The organism is Streptomyces peucetius (genome assembly GCF_025854275.1).
GTDB classification, from domain to species: domain Bacteria; phylum Actinomycetota; class Actinomycetes; order Streptomycetales; family Streptomycetaceae; genus Streptomyces; species Streptomyces peucetius_A.
In genome coordinates this window covers 4865811-4888941 of the sequence record NZ_CP107567.1, presented here as the reverse complement: position 1 = coordinate 4888941, position 23131 = coordinate 4865811, and the positions used below count along the sequence as shown (strand labels likewise).

The window sequence follows — 23131 nt, the reverse complement described above, 5'->3', positions numbered from 1 at the left end:
ATTCCGCCCGGCTTGGAGCATGACTGCCACTACCACCCGCGAGCAGGCGAAAGGCCAGCTCACGGGCGCGGCAGCGGATTATCGATCACTGGAGTGACGTCCCGTCAACCCCACGGACATTCAGGGCGAACGGACCCCGGAAACGCCGCTGCTCCGCACCTTTTGTCCCATCGCTCGCGTGGCGCACTCCGCGTGGTGTATAACCGCCCGGTTCGACGTCAGCAGAATCGATCCGACTCACCGAAAGCCGGGCCCCGTTCATGTCATCCAAGGAATCCACGGAAAGCGCAGCTCCGGAGCCGAAGTCCGACGAGACGCCGGACACGGAGACTGCGGAAACGGCGGCGGCCGGCCCGGAGACCACCGGCGAGAGAAGCAGCGATTCGGAAACAAACGAAAAGCAGACTCCCGACACCGGGACGGTGAACAAGAACCCGGAAAAGGGCACCGGCGGCGGTCGGGCGGGAGTGGCGATCGCCGCCGTCCTGCTGCTCGCCTGCGGCGGTCTCGTCGGCTACGGCGTGCTCAACACCGAGGACGAACCCAAGGCGGCCCCCACGGTGCCGACCGCCGAGGTGACGTACGAGGTCACCGGCGAGGGCCCGGTCGAGATCTCGTACCTCGCCCGCAGCGAGGACGGCTCAGCGACCGTCGTACGGGGCGCCGAACTCCCGTGGAAGAAGACCGTCCAGGTGCCGCTGGGCAAGGCGCCGACCGTGGCGATCGTCCTCGGCGAGAAGGGCGGCCAGGCGGCCTGCACCCTCGCGATCCGGGGTCAGCACGTCCAGCGAGCCACCGCCATGGGCGAGTTCGGCCGCGCCACCTGCGCGGGCGAGCTGCCTGCCACCGACAACTGATCAGCGCGTACAGCAACGGCATTCGCGTACAAGGTTCACGAGGGATGGCATGAGTCCGAGAGCGACCCGCGCGCGGCGGGCGAGAAAAGCACCGCGCACCATCTGGCTGGCAGCGGGAGCCGTCGTCCTGGCGGGCACCGGAGTGACGGCCGTGGCCGTCACCACAGGTTCCGAGAACGCCGGCACCGACGACAACACCCGTCCTGCGAAGGCCCACACCCTGGCACTGGACGGCAAGGACACCAAGAAGCGCGAACTGCCGCGTACGGAGACGCAGCTCTTCTCGCTCGTCGGCGTCTCCTGGGAAGACAGCGCCGACGACTTCGAGGGCACGGCGCAGATACGCACCCGCGGCGCGGAGAGCGGCACCTGGACCGAATGGCGCGATCTGGACTTCGACATCCAGGCACCGGAGACGGAGGAGGGTGACGCCTCGAAGGTCCGCGGCGCGTCCGAGCCGCTGTGGGTCGGTCCTTCGGACGCCATCGAGGCCCGTGTCGTGGCCGACGGCAAGGAGACCGCAGTGCCCGAGGCGCTGCGGCTCGACATGATCGACCCCGGCGAGACGAAGAACGACAAGGGACAGGGCAAGGGGAACGGGGAGGGCAAGCCGTCCGCCAAGCCCAAGAAGACCGCGACGGCCACCCCGAGCCCTTCGGGCTCCGGCGGTGACACCGACCCGAGCACGGCCCCCGAGCCTTCCTCTCCCCCGTCGGAGCCGACCGGGACCCCGGTCACCGACGAGCCGGTCTCCCCCTCGGCCCCGGCGCCCTCCGCGGAGCCGACGCAGGAGCCCAGCGCTCCCGCCCCCAGCCAGGAACCGACGGCGGAACCCAGCAGCCCGAGCGCCGAGCCGACGCCCCCGGCCCCCTCCGCGGAGCCGACGGCCGAGCCGACGACGGATCCGACGGCCGAGCCGCAGGAGCCGACCGCCGGACCGAGCGCTCCCGCCCCGAGCCAGGAGCCGACGGCGGAGCCCAGCGCCTCCGTCCCGACCGACGAGTCCACGGCGAAGCCGAGCACCCAGCCGGAGCCGGCCGAGTCGACGGGGCCGACGAGCCCCGCCGCACCGGCGATCGTCAGCCGGGCCGAGTGGGGCGCGGACGAGTCACTCGTCGCGGACCCGCCCTCCTACCTGGACAAGGTCGACGCGGTGTTCGTCCACCACACCGCCGGCACGAACAACTACGACTGTGCCGAGTCGCCGGCCATCATCCGGGCGATCCTCACGTACCACGTGAAGACGAACGGCTGGAACGACGTCGGCTACAACTTCTTCGTCGACAAGTGCGGAACGGTCTTCGAGGGCCGCGCGGGCGGCGTCGACAAGCCCGTCCGCGGAGCCCACACGTACGGCTTCAACGGCTACTCGTCCGGCGTCTCGCTCCTCGGTGACTACGAGAACGGCGGCACGCCCACCGCCGCGGCCAAGCAGGCGATCGCCGACATCTCCGCCTGGAAGCTCGCTCTGCACGGCGTCGACCCGGAGGCGAAGGTGACGCTCACCGCGGCCGGTGACACGGGCGTGTACAAGACGGGCGAGCAGGCCACGCTCAACACCATTTCCGGTCACCGTGACGGCTACGCCACGCTCTGCCCGGGAGCCACGCTCTACTCGGCGCTGCCGGAGATCCGCCGCACGGCGGGCGCCTCGGTGTACGCGACGCGCTGACCCTGCCGGCCTGACGGCCGTCTCCCGCCCGTGTGGCGGGAGGCGGTCGTTCCGCACGGGCGCAGAGGCACACAGCACAAACACGGGCGCGACGCGGGCACGGCCCGACGGCCACGCGCCCGACGCGGGGACGAGCTCCGCGCCGTCTAGCCCGTGACGCGCGCCCGGCGCGAGACCGCGGCGCGCAGAATGCGGCGGCCCTCCGTCGACGCCTCGAGCGCGTGGCGCAGCCCGGTGCCGCCGGCCGGTTCCGCGAGGATCTCCAGAATCTGCATCTGCCTGCGCAACTCCCCCGCCACCAACGGCCCGGCGCCCTCGGGGTCGCCCTCGCGGCAGCGTTCGAGGGTCTGGGGTCCGCAGGCGCCCACGTCGAAGCGGCGGTGCACCTCCAGGGCGGCGAGCGAGCAGCCGTCGGCCCACTCGCGCAGGGGCCCGGCGGACCAGTTGGAGGGGGCCGCGCCGAGCATGCCGCGGACCAGGGCGGCGTCCTCGTCGTCGGGCGACAGGCCCTCCATGGCCTGCCTCACGGCCGCCAGTTCGCCGGCCCATGCCTCCTCGCCGCCGGCCATTGCCGCCCACAGCGAGCGCAGCATGTCGTCCTCCACCGCGAGCAGCGGCAGGCAGCGGTCCACGCACGCGAGCCCGCTCGCGGCCAGGCCACGCTCATCCGCCTGTGCGATGAGTCCCGTCAGGCTCTTGGAGGTCATACGGCCGCCTTCCGTCGCGGACGAAGTACTTGCCCTTGTACCTGTCCCTACTGCGTCCGGTGGCGTGAATACGTCACAGTGTGGCCGGAACGTTACCGTTCCGGCAGGGCGTTCGCACACAATTGCGCCACACCTCTGTTACCTTCCCCTCACAGGAACTGGGCCCGCGCGCAGCGCAGTTGGCCCGTCCTGACGTGACCGCGGTGTGAGTCCGCACACCCCCGGGCGGGCTCACACCGCGACCGTCGGCCCCTCGTGCCCTGGCGCTCCCGCCCGTCAACCGAGCTTCCGCGCCAGCTGGTCGAACGACTGCCAGTCCCGCTCCGGCTGCCGCGGGTCCCACAGCTTCTGCGCCGTCGCCTGGAGCGGGCGGCGGATGCCGGCCGCGACCTGGTCCTGGGTCTGGGAGTTCGCCAGGTCGCACCAGACGGCGAAGCGGCCGCCCAGGATCTGGGCGGAGTACTTCTCCGGCACCGCCTGCGTGCCGCGCAGCACCATCGGCGTCCACTGCTCGTAGATGCGGCGGCCGGTGGGGTACGTGAACTGGTTGGGCTCGCCGAGCACGTAGTAGAGGAACTCGTCGTTGAGGTTCACCACCCGGCGGCCCTCCGCCAGGTACTCCACCGGCTGCCGCGCCCCGATCTCCTTGCCGGTCCAGTAATCGACCTCGATGCTCTTGTCCGGGGTGACCTTCCCGCCGCTGAAGAAGCCGTCGTTCCATGCCTTGGGGGTCTTCCCGGCCTCGCGGACCACCGCGGCGCGGTCGTTCAGCCAGCCCTCCGCCAGGTCCTCGATGGTGGCCCCGGCGCCGTACTTCTGGGTGGCGGCGCGGGCCAGCTGCGGGTAGGAGGCGGCCGGGTTGCTCACGGTGAGCGCCTGGTACTCGTCGGCGCCGACGTGGAACCAGGCGCCGGGGAAGAGCGCCGTGTACTCCCGCAGCAGGTCGTCGATGATGCGGGCCGCGTCGGGCTGGGAGATGTCGATGGCTCCGCGCCGGGGCACGCCCTGGGTGTTGCGGAGCTGGAGCTGCGGATGCGCCCGCAGCACGGCGCCCAGGTGTCCCGGGGAGTCGATCTCGCCGAAGACCGTGATGTGGAGACGGTCGGCGAGCGCGAGGATGCGGCGCACCTCGTCCTTGGTGAGGTGCTGCTCGGAGACCACCTCGGGGTGCGAGTCGGACTCGATGCGGAAGGCCTGGTCGTCGGAGAAGTGCAGGCCGAGCTGGTTGAGCTTGAGGTCGGCCATCTCCCGCAGCCGGTCCTCGATCCACCCGGCCGTGAAGTGCTTGCGCGCGATGTCCAGGTTCAGTCCGCGCTGGGGGCGGTCGGGCCGGTCGCGTACGACGCCCTCGGGCATCGAGCCGCCGGAGCGCACCGCCTGCTTCAGGGTCCGGGTGCCGTAGAAGACACCGGCCTCGTCCGGTCCGGTTATCCGTACCCGCCCGCCGCTGGTGGTGAGCGTGTACGACTCGGCGGCGCCGTCCCCGGCGAGTGCCAGCTCCACGTCGCCGGCGCGGGCGGCGACCGCGCCGCGGTAGGTGAGTTTCAGCTCCTGGGCGAGCAGCCTGCCCTCGTCGGACAGGGCCTCGCTGCCCTTGGCCACGACGACGCCGCCGCTGTCGGTCCGGCTCCAGCCGGGGCCGCGGGCGGCCTGGTGGCTGCGGACCGAGGGGATGGTCGCGGGCTCTTCGGAGAGCGGGTAGGTGCGGGTGGGGCTCGGGCTCGGGGCGGCGGCCTCCGACGTGGTCCCCACCCGGTCCGGCGGGGCGCTGCCCGGGTCGGGGGCCCCTTCGTCCGAGCAGCCGGCCAGCGTCAGCGAGAAGACAACGGCCGTGGCGGTTGTCGCACCGGTGAGACGGATCCTGCGAGAGAGCCACATCGTTCTGATACCTCCCAAAAGCGGCGAAACCCCGTACAAGCACCCCCTTCTGCGTCCATTACCTCGGTGCAAACTCTCCCGTCCGGGTGAAATTCGCGCATCCGTCGGACAGCTTCGCGTCCCTGTCGATAGCGTTACGACACACCCTTCTCTCCCTTCCCTACCGTCCCGCTGCCCTTCGAGGAGCCCCCGCTGACCAGCGAATCCCACGGCGGCTTCCCGAAGCGACCGCCGACACTCCACCACACCCGGGGCACCGCCGCCCCTTCTGCCATACCGTCCCAGCGTCGCCCGGAGCCGGGGCTCGAGCACTTCAACGGCGCTCCGGCGGACGCCGCGGAAGCGATCGTGCTCGCCTGCTGCGGCAGTCGCCACTGGGCGCGCCGCGTGGTCGCCCACCGCCCCTACCCCGACCTCGAGTCCCTCCTCGCCGCCTGCGACGAGGCCGGATACGACCTCAGCCCCGCCGACGTCCACCAGGTGCTGGCCCGCGAATCGTCCACCGGGCTGCCACCGAGCGCCCCGCAGGCCGCCCACACCGCACTGGCCGCGGCGCACGCGGCATACGAGAGCAAATTCGGACATGCGTTCGTCATCTGTCTCGACGCCTACCGGCCCGACGAGTACCTGGATCAGGTACTGGCCGGTATCCGGAGCAGACTTTCCCATGAACCGGACGAGGAGAGGGCCATTTCGGCCGATGAACTGCGCGCTCTCGTCCGCTCCCGGCTGGCGCACACCATGTCCGAACACCCCGAGTCCGACATCGCGGGCGCTGCCACCCCGTAGTCCGGCCGCCGGGACGGCCCGGCGGAACGACCGGGCAGGACGGCGGACGGAACGGCCGGCGGGATTGGTCCGTCCGAGGCTGATTGATTGCCTGTTTGATCACACCGGTGGACCCCGGGCGAACGAACCGACAACACGTCGCTACGATGGCCAGGGCCGGTGGACCGTACCCGGCCGGGCCAGACCGACACCCCAAGCCGGCAGGCCCCAATCCCCGCTCCCGGAGGGTTCTTCCGTGCCGGCTGGAACGCTGTACCGCGGCCGGGAAGGAATGTGGTCCTGGGTGGCTCATCGAGTCACCGGCGTCCTCATCTTCTTCTTCCTGTTCGTACACGTGCTGGACACCGCTCTCGTCCGCGTCTCGCCCGAGGCGTACGACGAGGTCGTCGCCACCTACAAGACGCCGATCGTCGCGCTGCTGGAATACGGCCTCGTGGCCGCGATCCTCTTCCACGCGCTCAACGGCCTGCGCGTCATCGCCGTGGACTTCTGGTCCAAGGGCCCGCGCTACCAGAAGCAGATGCTCTGGTCCGTGATGGCCGTCTGGTTCGTACTGATGGTGGGCGCCCTTTACCCCGTGCTCGGCCACGCCGTCCGCGAAGTCTTCGGGAGCTGAGGCCAGACATGTCCACTGACACCACTTCCGCGATCGGTCCCGTCGAAGGCGCCCACGTCTACGACGCGGACAACCCGGCCCCGCTCATCGAGCCCCCGCGCAAGCGCACCAAGAAGACCCCGCGCTCGACCCGCGGGAACTTCGAGATGGCCGCATGGCTGTTCATGCGCCTGTCCGGCGTGCTCCTCGTCGTCCTGGTCATCGGCCACCTGCTGATCCAGCTGGTGCTCGACGGCGGCGTCTCCAAGATCGGCTTCGCCTTCGTGGCCGGCCGCTGGGCGTCCCCGTTCTGGCAGACCTGGGACCTGCTGATGCTGTGGCTTGCCATGCTGCACGGCGCCAACGGCCTCCGTACCGTCATCAACGACTACGCGGAGCGTCCGAACACGCGCCTGTGGCTCAAGGGCCTGCTGTACACCGCCACGGTGTTCACCATCCTTCTGGGCACGCTGGTGATCTTCACCTTCGACCCGAACATCCGCTAGGCACGGGGCTGAGGTAATCCACCCATGAAGATCCACAAGTACGACACCGTCATCGTCGGCGCCGGTGGCGCCGGCATGCGCGCCGCCATCGAGTCGACGAAGCGCAGCCGCACCGCCGTGCTGACCAAGCTCTACCCCACCCGCTCCCACACGGGCGCGGCGCAGGGCGGCATGGCCGCCGCGCTGGCCAACGTGGAGGAGGACAACTGGGAGTGGCACACCTTCGACACGGTCAAGGGCGGTGACTACCTGGTCGACCAGGACGCCGCCGAGATCCTGGCGAAGGAGGCCATCGACGCCGTCCTCGACCTGGAGAAGATGGGCCTGCCGTTCAACCGGACCCCGGGCGGCACCATCGACCAGCGCCGCTTCGGCGGCCACTCCCGCAACCACGGCGAGGCGCCGGTCCGCCGGTCCTGCTATGCCGCGGACCGCACCGGTCACATGATCCTCCAGACGCTGTACCAGAACTGCGTCAAGGAGGGCGTGGAGTTCTTCAACGAGTTCTACGTCCTGGACCAGCTGATCACCGAGGTCGACGGCGTCAAGAAGTCCGCCGGTGTGGTCGCCTACGAGCTGGCCACCGGCGAGATCCACGTCTTCCAGGCCAAGGCCGTGATCTACGCGTCCGGCGGCACCGGCAAGTTCTTCAAGGTGACCTCCAACGCGCACACCCTGACCGGTGACGGCCAGGCCGCCTGCTACCGGCGCGGTCTGCCGCTGGAGGACATGGAGTTCTTCCAGTTCCACCCGACGGGCATCTGGCGCATGGGCATCCTGCTGACGGAGGGCGCCCGCGGTGAGGGCGGCATCCTCCGCAACAAGGACGGCGAGCGCTTCATGGAGAAGTACGCGCCGGTCATGAAGGACCTCGCGTCCCGTGACGTCGTCTCCCGCTCCATCTACACGGAGATCCGCGAGGGCCGCGGCTGCGGCCCCGAGGGCGACCACGTCTACCTGGACCTCACCCACCTGCCGCCGGAGCAGCTGGACGCCAAGCTCCCGGACATCACCGAGTTCGCGCGGACGTACCTCGGCATCGAGCCCTACACGGACCCGATCCCGATCCAGCCGACCGCGCACTACGCCATGGGCGGCATCCCGACCAACGTCGAGGGTGAGGTCCTGATGGACAACACCACCGTCGTGCCCGGCCTGTACGCCGCCGGCGAGGTCGCCTGCGTCTCGGTGCACGGCGCCAACCGCCTCGGCACCAACTCGCTCCTGGACATCAACGTCTTCGGCAAGCGCGCCGGCATCGCCGCCGCCGAGTACTCGGCGAAGACCGACTACGTCGAGCTTCCGGAGAACCCGGCGTCCTTCGTCGCCGAGCAGGTCGAGCGGCTGCTGGGCTCCACCGGCTCCGAGCGGGTCTCCGTGCTCCGCAAGGAGCTCCAGGAGACGATGGACGCCAATGTGATGGTGTTCCGCACCGAGCAGACGATCAAGACCGCGGTCGAGAAGATCGCCGAGCTGCGCGAGCGCTACCTCAACGTGTCCGTCCAGGACAAGGGCAAGCGGTTCAACACGGACCTGCTGGAGGCCATCGAGCTGGGCAACCTGCTCGACCTGGCCGAGGTCATGGCCGTCTCCGCGCTCGCCCGCAAGGAGTCCCGCGGCGGTCACTACCGCGAGGACTTCCCGAACCGCGACGACGTCAACTTCATGCGCCACACCATGGCGTACCGCGAGGTGGGCGACGACGGCACCCAGTCGATCCGTCTCGACTACAAGCCGGTCGTCCAGACCCGCTACCAGCCGATGGAGCGTAAGTACTGATGGCTACCCCGACCCTGGAGAAGCGGGAAGCCGGCTTCGCCGACTCCCCGTACATCACCGCCACCTTCCGGATCCGCCGCTTCAACCCCGAGGTGTCGGAGCACGCGGTCTGGGAGGACTTCCAGATCGAGATCGACCCCAAGGAGCGCGTCCTCGACGCCCTCCACAAGATCAAGTGGGACGTCGACGGCTCGCTCACCTTCCGACGCTCGTGCGCGCACGGCATCTGCGGCTCCGACGCGATGCGGATCAACGGCAAGAACAGGCTCGCCTGCAAGACGCTGATCAAGGACATCAACCCGGAGAAGCCCATCACGGTCGAGGCCATAAAGGGCCTGACGGTCCTCAAGGACCTCGTCGTGGACATGGAGCCGTTCTTCCAGGCGTACCGCGACGTGATGCCGTTCCTGATCACGAAGGGCAACGAGCCGACCCGCGAGCGTTTGCAGTCCGCGGAGGACCGCGAGCGCTTCGACGACACCACCAAGTGCATCCTGTGCGCCGCGTGCACGTCCTCGTGCCCGGTGTTCTGGAACGACGGCCAGTACTTCGGCCCGGCGGCGATCGTCAACGCGCACCGCTTCATCTTCGACTCGCGTGACGAGGCCGGGGAGCAGCGCCTGGAGATCCTCAACGACAAGGACGGCGTGTGGCGCTGCCGCACCACGTTCAACTGCACGGACGCCTGCCCGCGCGGTATCGAGGTCACCAAGGCGATCCAGGAAGTGAAGCGCGCGCTGATCACGCGTCGCTTCTGACACACGTCCCGCTCCGTGTGACACGGCGTCAAGGGCCCCGGCTCCCCTGGAGGAGCCGGGGCCCTGTCCGTACGTCCGAACGGGCTTCACCGACCCGGGCGCACCTGGCAGGATCGGGGAAGGTCTGATCTGAGGCAGTGCGAAAGCGGGGACGAGAACATGACGACGCCCAATCCGTACCAGGACGGCGAGCCCGAGTACCAGTGGGGCCCGGCCCAGCCGCCCGGTGGCACGCCGGCCTACGGCTACCCGGGCCCCACGCCCGGATACGGCTATCCCCAGGGTCAGACCCCGGCCTACGCGCAGACCCAGCCCGCCGGCGTCCCGATGCCGTACGCGGGGCCGCCCGCCGCGGCGGGCGGCACGCCGCTGGTGTCCATCGGAGACATCACGGTGACGGGCGACTCCATCATCACCCCGGCCGGCACGATGCCGCTCAAGGGCGCCGTGTGGAACGCGACGGACATGTCGCGGACCGAGGAGAAGATCCCGACCCACGCGATCGTGCTCGCGATCGTCTTCTTCATCTTCTGCCTGCTGGGCCTGCTCTTCCTCCTGATGAAGGAGAAGACGACCACGGGCTTCATCCAGGTCACGGTCACCAGCGGCGGCAAGCACCACTCGACGATGATCCCGGCCCAGGGACCGGAGACGTTCCAGATGGTGATGGGCCAGATCAACTACGCCCGCTCACTGAGCAGCATGTAGCCCCGACCCCGGTGCCAGGCACCGGGGTCAGGCCGGGGTGTGTCCAGCGGGGAGACGGGTCGTTCGAAGAGCGTCTCCAGCGCGACGGTCGACCGTGTACCGCTCACCGTTCCTGGGCAGTGAGCGGGAGTGAACCCGTGCACCGGCACGCCCCGAACGGTCTTGGACGCACTGGTCGTCCGCTTTCGCCTCCGGGCGGCGACACGGATCCTGTCCGTGGTCCGGCCCCGGAAGGGCGGAGTCCCTCACGACCTGACCATCTGAACACGGCCAGAGGCGACGGAGAGGCCCTGAACCATCTCGCTGGTGGAGCAGGGGCCCCGCGCGCTGGCACCATGCCCGGCGTCCCAGATCGCGTTGCCCACGCCACTCCGGCCTGCACCGCAGGCCGCAAGCCCGGAGGCCGGTCATCACACGATGGAGCTAAATCACCCCAAACGCCGTTCTCGGCAAGCAGTTTCCATCCCTTCGCGGCGTACGGCGGCCGCAGCACGTCCTGCGGATGCTCGGCGGCGGCTGTGCGCACCTTCACCAGGACCGACGCGCCGTCGGCGATGACGTGCGCTTCCTGGATCTCCGGGATCGCGGCGAAGACGTCCGCCCAATCCCTCTTCCAGGCCGACGACCCGGCTCGAGCGGCTGCACGGGGACTGCCGCCGGGCCGAGGGGCCGGTCTACCTCCCGGTCTGGCGCCAGCTGATCTGGAGCGACATACCGAACGACCGCATGCCGCGCTGGGACGAACAGAGCGGCGCGATCGGCCTCTTCCGCTCCCCCGCCGGCCACAGCAACGGCAACACGCTCGACCGCGAGGGCCGGCTGATCTCGTGCGAACAGGGCAACCGCCGGGTCACCCGCTCCGAGGCGGACGGCAGGATCACCGTCCTCGCCGACCGCTTCGAGGGCAGGCGCTGCAACAGCCCCAACGACGCGGTGGTGCGCTCCGACGGCTCGATCTGGTTCTCCGACCCCACGTTCGGCATCACCAGCGACTACGAGGGCCACCGGGCCGAGCCGGAGATGGACGGCCGCGACGTCTACCGGATCGATCCGTCGACCGGTGCCGTACGACGGGTCGCCGACGGCTTCGGCGGCCCCAACGGCCTGGTCTCCTCCCTCGACGAGCGGCAGTTGTACGTGTCCGACACCGTCGCCGGCCACATCCGCGTCTTCGATGCCCGCGACGACGGCACACTCGACGACGGGAAGGTGTTCGCCGAGGCGACGGGCGACGACGACCGGTTCGACAACATCCGCTTCGACGACGACGGCCGGCTGTGGGTGGCGGCGATGCACGGCGGCATCCACTGCTACGACCCCGTCGGCACCCTCATCGGCCGCATCCGCGTCCCCGAGGCCGTCTCCAGCATCGCCTTCGGCGGCCCCAAGAACAACCGTCTGTTCATCACGGCCACGACCTCGCTGTACTCCCTGGTCCTCTCCGTGACCGGCGCCCCGCGCATCCGCCGCGCCTGAGCCGCCCGCCCCGGTGCGGGCCCGGACGCAGCCGCCCGCACCGGGGCGGGTTCCGGCTCGAGGGCCCGCACCAGGGCGGGCTCCGGCTCAGGCGGCGTTCACGGCCGCCGGGAGTGCCGCTCCGGCCAGGAAACCGGTCAGCAGCGCGCCCGTCTCGCCAGGCCGTTCCAGGGACGGGAGGTGGCCGGCCCAGGGGAGTTCGAGGTGACGGGCGTTCGGCAGCAGCGCCGGGACGCGGGCCGCGGCCCGGCGGAAGTCCGGCAGGTCGTGGGCGCCGGACACCGCGAGGCAGGGTGAGGCGAACGCCGAGAAGTCGGGCAGCCCCGTGACCCTGCCGCCGGACAGGACATGAGGCGCGCCCTCGGTCTCCACGGCCTCCTCCGCCGCCGTCTGCACCTCGAAGGCGTGGAGCTGCATCTCGTACACGGCGCCCCTCGCCGCCTCGTCCGCGTCAGGGCCGAGCCAGGTGGCCACGTTCAGCGCGGCCGCGCCGGCGAGGTCGCGCGTCTCGAAGAGCGCGTCCTCACGGGCGTCGAAGGCGGCCAGTTCGGCGCTCTGCTCCTGGCCGGGGAGCGGGGCGGCGCACAGCAGCGCCAGCGCGGACACCCGCTCCGGGGCAGCGGCCGCCGCCAGCAGGGCGACCCGGCCGCCGAAGGAGGACCCGACCAGGGCTGCCCGTTCGACACCGAGGGCATCCATCAGGCCGAGAACGTCGCCTGCGTCCGCGTAGGGGCGGTCGGCCACGGGCGTCGCACCGTAGCCGCGGAAGTCGCAGCGCACCACGCGGTGCCCGGCGGCCGCCAGCGACCGGAACTGCGCGTCCCACATGCGCCGGTCGCACACGGAGGAGTGGAGCAGGACGACCGGAGGGCCTTCACCGGCTTCGTCATAAGACAGCGTCATCCGGGTGACGTTACGACCCTGACCCTCCTCCGCGCTCTGCCTTTTCCGCCTGTCCGCGCCAGGCACGGCACCCACTTGAACATGTTCAAAGACAGGTCTACAGTCATGACCGTCAGCTTTTGAACATGTTCAAGGGAGGTGGGGCATGGACCTCACTGTTGTCGCGTACGTCGCCTACCTGCTGATCAGCATCGGACTCACCGTCTGGGTCGCTCGCACCCTCAGCAAGAACGGACGGATCTTCCTCGCCGACGTGCTCAAGGGGGACGAGAAGCTCGCGGACGCCGTGAACCACCTTCTGGTGGTCGGCTTCTACCTCGTCAACCTCGGCTTCGTGGCGCTCTACCTCAAGTCCGCCGACGAGATCACCGAGGCCCGCGGCCTCTTCGAGGCCCTGTCGGTCAAGATCGGCGTGGTGCTGCTCGTCCTCGGCGTCATGCACCTCGGCAACGTCTATGTGCTCAACAAGATCCGCCGCCGCCGGGTCATGGAGCGCGAGCAGACCCCGCCGGTCGGCCCCCAGGGCTGGACACCACAGTCCGCCGCGGGCCCGTGGGCCGCGCCCGCCGCGGGTCCCGCCGCCGGCCCCGCCGGGGCGTGACATCGATGAGCATCGCGATCCGGTCGCTGACGGTCCTCTACGACGCCGGCTGCTCCCTGTGCGTACATCTGCGGGGCTGGCTGCTGCGGCAGCCGCAGCTCGTGCCGCTGCGCCTGGTGCCCGCGGGGTCGGCCGAGGCACGGCGCAGATACCCGGAGCTCGATCACGCCCGGACCATGCGCGAGATCACCGTCATCGGCGACCGGGGCCAGATCTACTCGGGTCAGGCCGCCTGGATCGTCTGCCTCTGGGCCCTGGCCGAACACCGGCCCAAGGCCCACTGGCTCGCCACTGAGGCGGGCGCGCCCTTCGTGCGCGTCACGATGCTCGCGGCGGCCAGGTACCGCGAGGCGATCGGAGCGGGTCGCGCGGGGGCGGGCGGTGCCGGGGCGGGCGGCGCGGGGGCGGATGCGGGCTCCGGAGGCATGGGCACCGCTCCCTGCGGCGACCGGTGTTCGGTACCCGACTAGGCTCGGGCACCGTGACTGAAGCGAACGACCCTACCGAAGCGAAGGCCCCCAAGAGCGAACAGACCCGCACGCTCATCCTCGAGACGGCGCTCCGGCTCTTCCAGGAACGCGGTTACGACAAGACGACGATGCGGGCCATCGCCAAGGAGGCCGGAGTCTCGGTGGGGAACGCCTACTACTACTTCGGCTCCAAGGAACACCTCGTCCAGGGCTTCTACGACCGGATCGCCGCCGAGCACCAGGCGGCGGTGCGGCCCGTACTGGACAAGGAGACCGACCTCGAGTCCCGGCTGGCCGGGGTGCTCACCGCCTGGCTCGACATCGCCGCGCCGTACCACGAGTTCTCGGCCCAGTTCTTCAAGAACGCGGCCGACCCGGAGAGCCCGCTCAGCCCCTTCTCCCCCGAGTCAGAGCACGCCCGCGAGACCGCCATCGACGTCCACCGCGAGGTGCTGGCCGGGTCGAAGTCGAAGGTGGCGGAGGAACTGCGGGAGGTCCTGCCGGAGTTGATGTGGCTCTCCCAGATGGGCCTGGTCCTGTACTGGGTCTTCGACCGCTCCGAGAACAGCGAACGCAGCAGGCGTCTCGCCCAGCGCGGCGCCCGGCTGACCGCCCGGGGCGTGGCGCTCGCCCGCTTCCGGGTGCTGCGCCCGCTCGTCCACGACGTGCACGAGCTGTTCACGGACTTCCTGCCCGGCATGGCGCAGACCGCGGCCGCCCGCAAGAAGGCCTGAGGCCCGGCCCGCGGGTGGCGGCGGCTACGCCTGGCGCGACGCGAGCTCCACGACGGTGATGTCGGACGGCGCCCCGACGCGCACCGGCGGGCCCCACGCGCCCGCGCCACGGCTGACGTACAGCTGGGTGTCGCCGTAGCGCTCCAGGCCGGCAACGGTGGGGTTGGCCAGCCCGGCCAGCAGATTGCCCGGCCAGAGCTGTCCGCCGTGCGTGTGACCGGACAGTTGCAGGTCCACACCGTGCTCGACGGCGTCGTGGATGACGACTGGCTGGTGCGCGAGGAGCACGGCCGCGCGGGAACGGTCGCGGTCGCCGAGGGCCCGTACGAAGTCGGGGCCCTGGCCCTCGTCCTCCCCGGCCACGTCGTCGACGCCCGCGAGGTCGAAGCCGCCGGCCATCTCGACACGCTCGTTGCGCAGCGGACGCAGACCGAGCTCACGGACGTGGTCGACCCACTCGTCGGCGCCGGAGAAGTACTCGTGGTTGCCGGTCACGAAGAACGAGCCGTGGCGGGAGCGGAGCTGCGCAAGCGGCTCGGCCGCCGGCCCGAGGTCGGCGACCGAGCCGTCCACCAGGTCGCCGACGACGGCGACGAGGTCGGGCTGGGTGGCGTTGATCGAGTCGACGATGCGCTGTGTGTGGGCCCGGCCGAGTATCGGTCCGAGGTGGATGTCGCTGACGACGGCGACACGGAAGCCGTGGGCGGCGCGCGGCAGCTTGGCGAGCGGAACGGTGACGCGCTTGACGCGGGGGCCGCCCAGGACGCCGTACGTGCCGTGTCCGACGGTCCCCAGCGCGGCGGCGGCGGCCGCGCCGCCGACGATCCGCGACACGAACAGCCGCCGCGACACGGCCGCGCCTGCCGGCCGGGCCCGGTCGGGGGCTGCCACGTCCTGGGCGCCTGCGGCGGCGCCCGGCGCGTCGCCGGTGCGCGGCGCGTCGCCTGCGGCGGCTGTGCCCTCTTCAGGGCCGGCCGCCTGCCCGGTCGGCGGCGCGGCGTCGACGGCGACCGCGGCGCCCGCCGGACGGGCCGACTCGCCAGGGGCGGCCGCTTCAGGTGAGGCGGCGGTCCCGGCGGGGACCGGCGTGTCGTTCGCAGAGGCGGCGGGCCCTTCGGGCCGGACCGGCACAGTCGCGGACGCCGGCGGCGTCGAAGGGGCCGCGGTCTCGTTCGGGTGATCCGCACCGGCGGCACGCCGCTCCAGGACCCGGAGGAGCAGGGGCCGGACCGCCTCGCCCACGACCAGCGCCAGGACCAGGTAGAGCAGCACCGCGAGCCAGAGGTACCCCGGCCACGCCAGGATCCGCTCCAGCCAGAACGGCGCACCGGACCGGCCCGACGCGAGGGCCGCGAAGGACAGCAGGGGCAGGACCCAGACCGCCGCCGTACCGATTCTTCGCGCGGCTGTGCCCCGCGCGGTCGTGTCGCGGACCAGCCGCCGCCACACGTACCAGTGCACCCCGGCGAGCAGGGCGACGACCAGAATGATCACGAGCACGACGACTGCCGCCACGATCCGCTCCCCGTCCCCTAGCCGTTCCTTGTTCCCCGGGTTCCCTGGCCGTGCTCACGGCGCAGGGCGCGCACACCGCGCAACCCGATGACTCCGATGACCGTCCCCAGAACAAAGGACGTGACGGCGAGCAGCAGATGGACCCAGAAGTAACCGGTGGGATCACCCGCGTCGTCGAAGGCGAGCCCGCTGGCGTCCTGCCACAGGTTCTTGACGAAAGTGATCCAGATGAACCAGCTCCACACCCCGAACGCGAGCAGGAACCAGGAGACGGAGCGGCTGAGCTTCATGAGCCCAGTATCGCGGCCGTCCCCCGGCCGGGTTCTCCGGGGTGGTCTGTCCCGGCGTCAGTTCACGCCGAACAGCGGGCCGATCTCCATATTTTCAACGGGGCCCTGTACGTTCTCGTCCGTGTCTGCTCTGAAAACCACCGCGCGACGGGCCGCCTTGACGGTCCTCGCCGCCGCGATGCTGCCCGCGATGACCGCTGTCCCGTCCTTCGCGGCCACGCACGACGAGAACCCGGGCCGGAAGAAGCCGAAGCCTCCGGCTGTCATGTCCTCGGTCGGCGGCGCGCAGCTCGCCAAGCCGGGCACACAGGTCCGGCTGGGCCCCGGAGCGCCGGTGATCCCCAAGGGGGTCACCGGCCGGTCCTGGATCGTCGCGGACGCGGAGAGCGGAGACGTGCTCGCCTCCCACAACGCGCACTGGCGGCTGCCTCCCGCGTCGACGATGAAGATGCTCTTCGCGGACACACTGCTGCCCAAGCTGCCGAAGACGACCGTGCACAAGGTCGCCCCGGAAGAGCTCGCCGACCTCGGCGCGGGGAGCAGCCTGGTCGGGATCAAGGAGAACCACACCTACACGGTCCACGACCTGTGGCTGGGGGTCTTCCTGCGTTCCGGCAACGACGCCGTCCATGTCCTGTCGGCGATGAACAACGGCGTGGACCAGACCGTCGCGGACATGCAGGAGCACGCGGAGGAACTGCAGGCACTCGACACCAAGGTCGTCTCCCCCGACGGTTACGACGCCCCCGGCCAGGTGTCGTCCGCGTACGACCTGACGCTGATCGCGCGCAGCGGCATGCAGAAGAAGGACTTCCGCGAGTACTGCTCGACGGTGAGCGCCGACTTCCCGGGCGAGCAGAAGAAGGGCAAGAAGCGCGAGACGTTCAAGATCCAGAACACCAACCGGCTGCTCACCGGCGCGAACGGCGTCACCCCGTACAAGGGCATCGCCGGCGTCAAGAACGGCACCACCACCCAGGCCGGCTCGACGTTCACCGGGGTCGCGGAGCGCAACGGCAAGGTGCTGCTCGTCACCGTCATGCACCCGGAGTCGGACGAGAGCATGGCCGTCTACAAGGAGGCGGGCAGGCTGCTCGACTGGGGGTTCGCGGCGGCCGGCAAAGTGACCCCGGTGGGTGAACTCGTCCCGCCGGCGTCGGCACAGCCTGCGACGTCCCCCGCCCCGGAGCCCGCCAAGAACGACGGGGGCAAGGACGAGGCCGCCGAACCGGTCGCCGCCTCGCAGACCGGCTCGAGCGGCATGGGCGTCGCACTGAGCATCGCCGGCGCCGTGCTGGCAGGTCTCGGGGCCGCGATGTTCCTGCTCAGGCGCCGGTGGCCGCTGCCGGACCGGCCGCGCCAGGAGCCGCGCCCGTAGCGGGGCCCCGACCGCCGGTCGGCTTCCTGACGACAGGCCTGTCGTCGGCGGGCTTCCCGCCGACGGGCTCGTCGTCGGCCGGGGGCTCGTCGGCGGGCCTCTCGCCGGCCGGGGGCTCGTCGGCACGCTTCTCGTCGGCGGCGTCCTCGTCGAGGCTCGGCGTGGCCGTCCACGCGGCGCAGAACAGCAGCAGCTTCGCCGTGAAGTTGATCCACAGCAGCAGGGCGATCGGGACGCCGAAGGCACCGTACATGCTGCGTGACGCGACACCGCTGATGTAGCTGCCGAGCAGCAGCTTGAGCAGTTCGAAGCCGACCGCGCCGATCAGCGCCGCCACGACCAGCCGGCGGCGCGGCGGCTGGACGCCGGGCAGCATGGTCAGCACGTAGAGCAGGATCAGGAAGTTCGCGAGCACACCCACGGCGACGGCGGCGATCTGCAGCAGTACCCCGCCGATCCCGCCGCCCTCCAGGCCCAGCCGGTCGGCGGTCCAGCCGACCGTCGTGGAGCCGAGCGCCGAGGCGGCGAACGAGGCCAGGCCGATGCCGCCGAGTCCGGCCAGCACCCCCACGTCCTTGAGCTTCCGGACCACCGGATTGCCCTCGTCCTCGTCGTCGAGCTCCCACACGGCCCGCAGGCACTCCCGCATCGAGCCGACCCAGCCGACGCCCATGAGCAGCAGCAGCGCGCCGGCGACGACACCGACCGTGCCGGCGTTGGCGACGAGACCGTCGATGTCGAGCTGGTCGGAGATGCCGGGCACCTGGTCGGACAGCTTCTCGTCGAGCTTGTCCAGCGCCTGCTGGTCGAGCGCGGCGGCGACGATCGCCGCGGCGACGGTGATCAGCGGGAAGAGCGCCAGGAAGCTGAGGAACGTGACCGCGGCCGCGAGACGCGTCCAGTGGACCCGGTCGAGCGTCTCGTACGACCGCCAGGCGTGGGTACGCATCAACCGCTGCACGAGCGGGCCGACGACGGGGAGCTTGATCAGCCAGTCCATGCGAGTACGCCTACCCGCCGTCCTGCACGGCAGGCCCGGCGGCACGCCGGGGCCTGCGGATGCCACGCTGCGTGACGACCGCCGGGGGCGTGCCTCAGAGGGTGGTGGCGTGCTCGTCGACCGGGGCGCCCTGCGGGGGCACACCGGTGACGCCGCCCCCGAAGGTGTAGGTGCTGAGCTTGCGCCACACCGCGTCCGCGCCCTGCTCGTAGAGCGCGAAGGAGGCGCAGGTCCACTCCGCGCGGTACTCGGCCAGCTCCTCGTAGGCACGGTCCATCGCGTCCTCGGAGATGCCGTGCGCCACCGTCACATGCGGGTGGTAGGGGAACTGCAGCTCCCGCACCAGCGGCCCGGACGCGTCCCGCACCCGCTTCTGCAGCCAGCTGCAGGCCGCGCCGCCCTCGACGACCTGGACGAAGACGACGGGAGACAGCGGGCGGAAGGTGCCGGTGCCGGAGAGCCGCATCGGGAACGGCCGGCCCGCCGACGCGACGGCCTCCAGGTGCGCCTCCACGGCGGGCAGCAGGGAGGAGTCGACCTCGGTGGGCGGCAGGAGGGTGACGTGGGTGGGAATGCCGTGCGCGGCGGGATCCCCGAAGCCCGCGCGCCGCTCCTGGAGCAGGCTGCCGTAGGGCTCCGGGACCGCGATCGAAACGCCGAGCGTTACGGTCCCCACGTCGTTCTCCTCAGATGTCGGGGCGGATCGGTGAGCGGGTGTGCAGCCGCCAGTGTGGCGGCTGCACCCTCGGTGTGGCCAGAGTCCTTGGTCACGGACCCTGCGGCTGGTCCCGGCTCAGTGCTTCGCGGGGACGAATCCCAACTTGTCGTACGTGTCGGCCAGGGTCTCCGCGGCGACCGCACGTGCCTTCTCCGCGCCCTTGGCCAGGATGGAGTCCAGCGTCTCCGTGTCGTCCAGGTACTCCTGTGTACGGGCCCGGAAGGGTGTGACGAAGTCCACCATCACCTCGGCGAGGTCGGTCTTGAGCGCACCGTAGCCCTTGCCCTCGTACTTCTGCTCCAGATCGGCGATCGCCGTACCCGTGAGGGTGGAGTAGATGGTGAGCAGGTTGCTTACGCCCGGCTTCTCCTCGGCGTCGAAGCGGATCACCGTGTCGGTGTCGGTGACCGCGCTCTTCACCTTCTTCGCGGTGGTCTTCGGCTCGTCGAGCAGGTTGACCAGGCCCTTGGGCGTGGAGGCCGACTTGCTCATCTTGACCGACGGGTCCTGGAGGTCGTAGATCTTCGCGACCTCCTTCAGGATGTGCGGCTTCGGGACGGTGAACGTCGGGCCGAAGCGGCCGTTGAACCGCTCCGCCAGATCGCGGGTGAGCTCGATGTGCTGCCGCTGGTCCTCCCCGACCGGGACCTCGTTGGCCTGATACAGCAGGATGTCCGCGACCTGCAGGATCGGGTAGGTGAACAGGCCCACGGAGGCCCGGTCGGCGCCGTGCTTGGCGGACTTGTCCTTGAACTGCGTCATCCGGGAGGCCTCGCCGAAGCCGGTGAAGCAGTTCATCACCCAGGCGAGCTGTGCGTGCTCGGGCACATGGCTCTGTACGAAGAGGGTGCAGCGCTCGGGGTCGAGGCCGGCGGCGAGCAACTGGGCGGCCGCGAGGCGGATGTTCGCACGCAGCTCGGCGGGGTCCTGCGGGATCGTGATCGCATGCAGGTCCACGACCATGTAGAACGCGTCGTGGGACTCCTGCAGCGCCACCCACTGGCGGACGGCACCGAGGTAGTTGCCGAGGTGGAACGAGCCTGCGGTGGGCTGGATTCCGGAGAGCACACGGGGTCGGTCAGAGGCCATGCACACCATTCTCTCAGGTGTGGAACCGATCTCCGGCCGCCGGTGTATCAAAGGTGTGAGGACGCGGGAGGGGACCCTCGAGCGGGGTCCGGAGGGGGGCCGCATCGTCGACGCCGAGGGCGCGGTGATCGCCCGTGTGCGCGCCGGAGAGCCGGAGGCGTACGCGGAGCTGGTCCGCGCGCACACGGCCGTCGCGCTGCGCGCCGCGGTGGTCTTCGGGGCGGGCGCGGACGCGGAGGACGTGGTGCAGAGCGCGTTCCTCAAGGCGTACCAGGCACTGGGGCGCTTCCGGGACGGGGCGGCGTTCCGGCCGTGGCTGCTGCGGATCGTGGCCAATGAAACGAGGAACACCGTCCGTTCCGCGGTGCGGCTGCGTGCGGTCGCCGACCGGGAGGCACTGCTGCTCGCCGCCGAGCCGCTGATACCGGAGTCGGCGGATCCGGCGCTGGCGGCCGTGGCCCGTGAGCGGCGGGGGCTGCTGCTGACGGCGCTGGCGGAGCTGAGTGAGGAGCAGCGGCAGGTCGTCGTCCACCGCTATCTGCTGGAGATGGACGAGGCGGAGACGGCCGAGGCGCTCGGCTGCCCGCGGGGCACGGTGAAGTCCCGGCTGAACCGCGCGCTGGCACGGCTGGCGGAGCGCATAGGCGGTGAGGGAGGTGAGGAAGGTGAGGGGCATGGCTGACGGGGACGGTGGCCGTGAGGAGCGTTCCGCTGCGGCGGGCGCGGAGGACGGCCGCCGGCACAAGGAGCCGACGGAGGAATCGGCGGAGGAATCGGCGAAGGAGTCCCCCGAGGAGTCTGCCCAAGGGCTCGCGGAGGAGCTGCGCCGGCTGGGGCGCGGAGTCCGGATCCCGGACGTGGACGGCGAGACGATGGCCGAGCGGGTGCTCGCCCAGCTCCTCGCCGAGTCGGCAGCGCCGGCCCCGCCGCCGGTGCGGCGACGCGGGCCGCTGCGTGGGCCGGGACGGCTGCGTGGGGGGCGTGGGCCGCTGCGTGGGGGGCGTGGGCCGCGAGGGCTGTTCCCGCGCCGGGTGGTGCGGTGGCTGCGCAGACGGTGGCGTGCGGTGTCCGTGGGCCTCTCCGGCGTGCTGGTGGTCATGGTGCTCACCCCGCCGGTGCGGGCAGGGGTCGCCGAGTGGTTCGGCTTCGGCGGCGTCGAGGTGCGCCACGACCCGACGGCGCCGCCGCGGGCGGCCTCGGCCGTGCCGTGGTGCACGGACCCGGTCGCTCCGGCAGAGGCCGGCCGGCTGGCCGGCTTCACGCCCCGGGTGCCGGGCACGCTCGGCGATCCGGACGCCGTGTCGGTGACCGTGGGATCGCAGGGGCGTTCGGTGGTGAGCCTGTGCTGGCGGGAGAACGGCCGTACGGTCCGGCTGGACGAGTTCCCGGCGAGGCTGGACCTCGGCTTCGCCAAACAGGCCCGGCTGATGCCCCGGTGGGTGCCCCTCGCCGACGACGGGACGGAAACGGGGGCGGGAACAGAATCGCGGACAGGGCTGTGGTTCGAAGAGCCTCACCGGCTGCGCTTCGGGATGACCGACGTACGCGGCGAGGGCTGGGTGCGCGCGGAACGGACGGCGGGCCCGACCCTGCTGTGGACGAGCGGGGACGGAAACACCACGCTGCGGCTGGAGGGCGTGGCGTCGGTGCAGCGGGCCAAGGAGATCGCCGAGTCGGCACGGTAGGGGCCTGCGGTGATGAGGACCGGCGGTGCGGGACCGGCACTGATTCCGGGATTCCCGGCCCGAGGGTGGAACCTCCGGCGGTCGGGCGGTGTACCAGAGGTGACGCGGGCCGGAGGGTCCGGGCCGGACGTCGGCTGGGGGAAGTATGCGACTGTTACGACGACTTGCCGCACTGGTGGCGCTGCTCGCACTGACCTGGGCGTTCGCGCCCGGCGCTGCGGCGGGCGGGCCGACGAGCGTGCTGCTCTCCTCGCCGGAGAGCGGTGAGATCACCGCGCTGTACTACACCGACGCTGAGTACGAGAAGCTGATGGCCCTGCTGGGCCCCGCCGGGACGGACGGACACACGGAGCGGCCACCGTCGCTGGACATGGCGGCCGGGACGAGGCTGATCAATGTGACCTGGATGATCCACGATGTGCAGCCGTGGCGGGTCGACCGTGTGTATCCGGCCGAGGGGGCGGACGCCGTGTGGATAAACACGTCGATCGAGACCGGCGCCAAGCAGGACACGTGGTACCGGGCGGGGAATCCGGAAGAGCTGACCGGGCTGCTGTCCAAGCTGGGATTGATGGGGGCGAAGTCGCCGTCCGGGGGCGGCGGGGCCGGGTACTCGCCCGCCTGGGAGCAGGACGAGAGCGTGGTGGAGGGCTCGGCGGACGGCGCGATCACCGCGGCGGAGGAGTCCGAGCAGGAGCCACTGCCGGTCGCGGCGGACCCGGCGGTCACCACCGGCTGGTGGTGGTCGGTACCGGGCCTCGCGGCCGGCGCGGCTCTCGCGGTCACCCTCCGCCCCCTGGCGCGCCGCCTGCCGCGCCCGCTCCTCGGCGGCCCCGCACGGCCCGTCGATCCGGGCCCACGGCAACAGCTCCTGGACGACTAGGCCCGCACTCTCGGGCGCGGAGGCTGCCCGTTCCCGGCCGGACCGGGACGCCCAGGACCTACCTGGTCGCATCCGGGCGAGTGGCGAGGCGCGGGCCGGGCCCGGCCCGCGCGACCGGTTCGGGGGGCGTGGCCGGTTCG

General features: G+C 71.1%; 23 protein-coding genes and 1 pseudogene. 16 read left to right on the top strand and 8 right to left on the bottom strand.

Going from position 1 to position 23131, the window contains the following annotated elements; genetic code table 11:
* The first annotated feature begins 422 nt into the window (after positions 1 to 422).
* Entirely contained in the window at positions 423 to 857 is a 435-nt protein-coding gene (locus OGH68_RS22620; protein WP_264246724.1) for a hypothetical protein, read from the top strand.
* A gap of 49 nt (positions 858 to 906) precedes the next feature.
* Complete coding sequence (locus OGH68_RS22615) at positions 907 to 2529, top strand: peptidoglycan recognition protein (protein WP_264246723.1); 1623 nt, start codon at positions 907 to 909, stop codon at positions 2527 to 2529.
* 146 nt (positions 2530 to 2675) lie between these two features.
* Here the strand turns inward: OGH68_RS22615 and OGH68_RS22610 are convergent, their stop codons facing one another.
* Together OGH68_RS22610 and OGH68_RS22605 are read right to left on the bottom strand one after the other, a co-directional pair.
* The gene (locus OGH68_RS22610) at positions 2676 to 3236 is read right to left on the bottom strand and encodes a hypothetical protein (RefSeq protein ID WP_264246722.1); all 561 of its coding nucleotides are present in this window, start codon (positions 3234 to 3236) and stop codon (positions 2676 to 2678) included.
* 276 nt (positions 3237 to 3512) lie between these two features.
* Complete coding sequence (locus tag OGH68_RS22605; protein ID WP_264246721.1) at positions 3513 to 5114, bottom strand: beta-N-acetylhexosaminidase; 1602 nt, start codon at positions 5112 to 5114, stop codon at positions 3513 to 3515.
* A 273-nt stretch (positions 5115 to 5387) separates the two neighbouring features.
* Here OGH68_RS22605 and OGH68_RS22600 point away from each other — a divergent pair, with 273 nt between their 5' ends.
* The 7 genes and pseudogenes from OGH68_RS22600 to OGH68_RS22565 all read left to right on the top strand — a co-directional run.
* Positions 5388 to 5903 (top strand): 2-oxo-4-hydroxy-4-carboxy-5-ureidoimidazoline decarboxylase, encoded by a 516-nt coding sequence (locus OGH68_RS22600; protein ID WP_264250218.1) that lies wholly within the window; start codon positions 5388 to 5390, stop codon positions 5901 to 5903.
* Between the two features lie 235 nt (positions 5904 to 6138).
* Positions 6139 to 6519 carry a succinate dehydrogenase, cytochrome b556 subunit gene (gene sdhC / locus OGH68_RS22595; protein WP_264246720.1) on the top strand — a complete coding sequence of 127 codons (381 nt, stop codon included), beginning with the start codon at positions 6139 to 6141 and terminating at the stop codon, positions 6517 to 6519.
* 8 nt (positions 6520 to 6527) lie between these two features.
* On the top strand, positions 6528 to 7004 hold the full coding sequence (locus OGH68_RS22590) for a succinate dehydrogenase hydrophobic membrane anchor subunit (protein WP_264246719.1): 477 nt from the start codon (positions 6528 to 6530) through the stop codon (positions 7002 to 7004).
* A 24-nt stretch (positions 7005 to 7028) separates the two neighbouring features.
* The gene (sdhA, locus tag OGH68_RS22585; RefSeq protein WP_264246718.1) at positions 7029 to 8783 is read left to right on the top strand and encodes a succinate dehydrogenase flavoprotein subunit; all 1755 of its coding nucleotides are present in this window, start codon (positions 7029 to 7031) and stop codon (positions 8781 to 8783) included.
* Positions 8783 to 9541: a succinate dehydrogenase iron-sulfur subunit gene (locus OGH68_RS22580; RefSeq protein ID WP_005313123.1), complete on the top strand. Its 759-nt coding sequence runs from the start codon at positions 8783 to 8785 to the stop codon at positions 9539 to 9541. The genes sdhA and OGH68_RS22580 overlap by 1 nt, the downstream gene beginning before the upstream one ends.
* A 159-nt stretch (positions 9542 to 9700) precedes the next feature.
* Positions 9701 to 10249: a hypothetical protein gene (locus OGH68_RS22575; protein ID WP_264246716.1), complete on the top strand. Its 549-nt coding sequence runs from the start codon at positions 9701 to 9703 to the stop codon at positions 10247 to 10249.
* A gap of 627 nt (positions 10250 to 10876) precedes the next feature.
* Positions 10877 to 11725 (top strand): annotated as a pseudogene (locus OGH68_RS22565) (SMP-30/gluconolactonase/LRE family protein); the annotation flags it as partial.
* An 87-nt stretch (positions 11726 to 11812) separates the two neighbouring features.
* On the opposite strand, the gene OGH68_RS22560 reads toward OGH68_RS22565, so the two are convergent.
* A complete protein-coding gene (locus tag OGH68_RS22560) occupies positions 11813 to 12628 on the bottom strand; it encodes an alpha/beta fold hydrolase (protein WP_264246714.1) in 816 nt (271 codons plus the stop codon).
* 145 nt (positions 12629 to 12773) lie between these two features.
* On the opposite strand from OGH68_RS22560, the gene OGH68_RS22555 reads away from it, so the two are divergent.
* The 3 genes from OGH68_RS22555 to OGH68_RS22545 are packed head-to-tail and all read left to right on the top strand — an operon-like array spanning position 12774 to position 14433.
* Positions 12774 to 13229 (top strand): hypothetical protein, encoded by a 456-nt coding sequence (locus OGH68_RS22555; protein ID WP_264246712.1) that lies wholly within the window; start codon positions 12774 to 12776, stop codon positions 13227 to 13229.
* Positions 13230 to 13234: 5 nt separating this feature from the next.
* Positions 13235 to 13699, top strand: a complete 465-nt coding sequence (locus OGH68_RS22550) for a thiol-disulfide oxidoreductase DCC family protein (RefSeq protein WP_264246710.1) — start codon at positions 13235 to 13237, stop codon at positions 13697 to 13699.
* Positions 13700 to 13710: 11 nt separating this feature from the next.
* Complete coding sequence (locus OGH68_RS22545) at positions 13711 to 14433, top strand: TetR/AcrR family transcriptional regulator (RefSeq protein WP_264246709.1); 723 nt, start codon at positions 13711 to 13713, stop codon at positions 14431 to 14433.
* Positions 14434 to 14457: 24 nt separating this feature from the next.
* Here the strand turns inward: OGH68_RS22545 and OGH68_RS22540 are convergent, their stop codons facing one another.
* Positions 14458 to 15948, bottom strand: a complete 1491-nt coding sequence (locus tag OGH68_RS22540) for a metallophosphoesterase (RefSeq protein WP_264246708.1) — start codon at positions 15946 to 15948, stop codon at positions 14458 to 14460.
* A gap of 17 nt (positions 15949 to 15965) precedes the next feature.
* Positions 15966 to 16238 (bottom strand): SCO4848 family membrane protein, encoded by a 273-nt coding sequence (locus tag OGH68_RS22535; RefSeq protein WP_264246707.1) that lies wholly within the window; start codon positions 16236 to 16238, stop codon positions 15966 to 15968.
* A gap of 178 nt (positions 16239 to 16416) precedes the next feature.
* On the opposite strand from OGH68_RS22535, the gene OGH68_RS22530 reads away from it, so the two are divergent.
* Positions 16417 to 17616: a D-alanyl-D-alanine carboxypeptidase family protein gene (locus OGH68_RS22530; protein WP_264250217.1), complete on the top strand. Its 1200-nt coding sequence runs from the start codon at positions 16417 to 16419 to the stop codon at positions 17614 to 17616.
* On the opposite strand, the gene OGH68_RS22525 is transcribed toward OGH68_RS22530, so the two are convergent.
* The 3 genes from OGH68_RS22525 to trpS all read right to left on the bottom strand — a co-directional run bounded on the left by OGH68_RS22525 (position 17564) and on the right by trpS (position 20423).
* Positions 17564 to 18616, bottom strand: coding sequence for a YihY/virulence factor BrkB family protein (locus tag OGH68_RS22525; protein WP_264246706.1), 1053 nt, complete (start codon positions 18614 to 18616; stop codon positions 17564 to 17566). The two genes, OGH68_RS22530 and OGH68_RS22525, sit on opposite strands and share 53 nt — an antisense overlap.
* Positions 18617 to 18710: 94 nt before the next feature.
* Positions 18711 to 19292, bottom strand: a complete 582-nt coding sequence (locus OGH68_RS22520; protein ID WP_264246704.1) for a 2'-5' RNA ligase family protein — start codon at positions 19290 to 19292, stop codon at positions 18711 to 18713.
* A 117-nt stretch (positions 19293 to 19409) separates the two neighbouring features.
* Complete coding sequence (gene trpS, locus OGH68_RS22515) at positions 19410 to 20423, bottom strand: tryptophan--tRNA ligase (protein ID WP_264246701.1); 1014 nt, start codon at positions 20421 to 20423, stop codon at positions 19410 to 19412.
* Here trpS and OGH68_RS22510 point away from each other — a divergent pair.
* From OGH68_RS22510 to OGH68_RS22500, 3 genes are all read left to right on the top strand, one after another.
* Positions 20422 to 21105: an RNA polymerase sigma factor gene (locus OGH68_RS22510; RefSeq protein ID WP_264246699.1), complete on the top strand. Its 684-nt coding sequence runs from the start codon at positions 20422 to 20424 to the stop codon at positions 21103 to 21105. The genes trpS and OGH68_RS22510 overlap by 2 nt on opposite strands.
* Complete coding sequence (locus OGH68_RS22505; protein WP_264246697.1) at positions 21098 to 22108, top strand: hypothetical protein; 1011 nt, start codon at positions 21098 to 21100, stop codon at positions 22106 to 22108. Before OGH68_RS22510 ends, OGH68_RS22505 begins: the two co-directional genes overlap by 8 nt.
* A gap of 145 nt (positions 22109 to 22253) precedes the next feature.
* Complete coding sequence (locus OGH68_RS22500) at positions 22254 to 22991, top strand: hypothetical protein (RefSeq protein WP_264246696.1); 738 nt, start codon at positions 22254 to 22256, stop codon at positions 22989 to 22991.
* Positions 22992 to 23131: the final 140 nt, after the last annotated feature.

Coding starts and splice junctions, on each gene's coding strand:
- OGH68_RS22535 (WP_264246707.1), bottom strand. CDS start 16,238: ATGAAGCTCAGCCGCTCCGTCTCCTGGTTCCTGCTCGCGTTCGGGGTG.
- OGH68_RS22505 (WP_264246697.1), top strand. CDS start 21,098: ATGGCTGACGGGGACGGTGGCCGTGAGGAGCGTTCCGCTGCGGCGGGC.
- OGH68_RS22550 (WP_264246710.1), top strand. CDS start 13,235: ATGAGCATCGCGATCCGGTCGCTGACGGTCCTCTACGACGCCGGCTGC.
- OGH68_RS22590 (WP_264246719.1), top strand. CDS start 6,528: ATGTCCACTGACACCACTTCCGCGATCGGTCCCGTCGAAGGCGCCCAC.
- sdhA (WP_264246718.1), top strand. CDS start 7,029: ATGAAGATCCACAAGTACGACACCGTCATCGTCGGCGCCGGTGGCGCC.
- OGH68_RS22615 (WP_264246723.1), top strand. CDS start 907: ATGAGTCCGAGAGCGACCCGCGCGCGGCGGGCGAGAAAAGCACCGCGC.
- OGH68_RS22555 (WP_264246712.1), top strand. CDS start 12,774: ATGGACCTCACTGTTGTCGCGTACGTCGCCTACCTGCTGATCAGCATC.
- OGH68_RS22525 (WP_264246706.1), bottom strand. CDS start 18,616: ATGGACTGGCTGATCAAGCTCCCCGTCGTCGGCCCGCTCGTGCAGCGG.
- OGH68_RS22575 (WP_264246716.1), top strand. CDS start 9,701: ATGACGACGCCCAATCCGTACCAGGACGGCGAGCCCGAGTACCAGTGG.
- OGH68_RS22560 (WP_264246714.1), bottom strand. CDS start 12,628: ATGACGCTGTCTTATGACGAAGCCGGTGAAGGCCCTCCGGTCGTCCTG.
- OGH68_RS22610 (WP_264246722.1), bottom strand. CDS start 3,236: ATGACCTCCAAGAGCCTGACGGGACTCATCGCACAGGCGGATGAGCGT.
- trpS (WP_264246701.1), bottom strand. CDS start 20,423: ATGGCCTCTGACCGACCCCGTGTGCTCTCCGGAATCCAGCCCACCGCA.
- OGH68_RS22510 (WP_264246699.1), top strand. CDS start 20,422: ATGCACACCATTCTCTCAGGTGTGGAACCGATCTCCGGCCGCCGGTGT.
- OGH68_RS22500 (WP_264246696.1), top strand. CDS start 22,254: ATGCGACTGTTACGACGACTTGCCGCACTGGTGGCGCTGCTCGCACTG.
- OGH68_RS22530 (WP_264250217.1), top strand. CDS start 16,417: ATGCTGCCCGCGATGACCGCTGTCCCGTCCTTCGCGGCCACGCACGAC.
- OGH68_RS22580 (WP_005313123.1), top strand. CDS start 8,783: ATGGCTACCCCGACCCTGGAGAAGCGGGAAGCCGGCTTCGCCGACTCC.
- OGH68_RS22605 (WP_264246721.1), bottom strand. CDS start 5,114: ATGTGGCTCTCTCGCAGGATCCGTCTCACCGGTGCGACAACCGCCACG.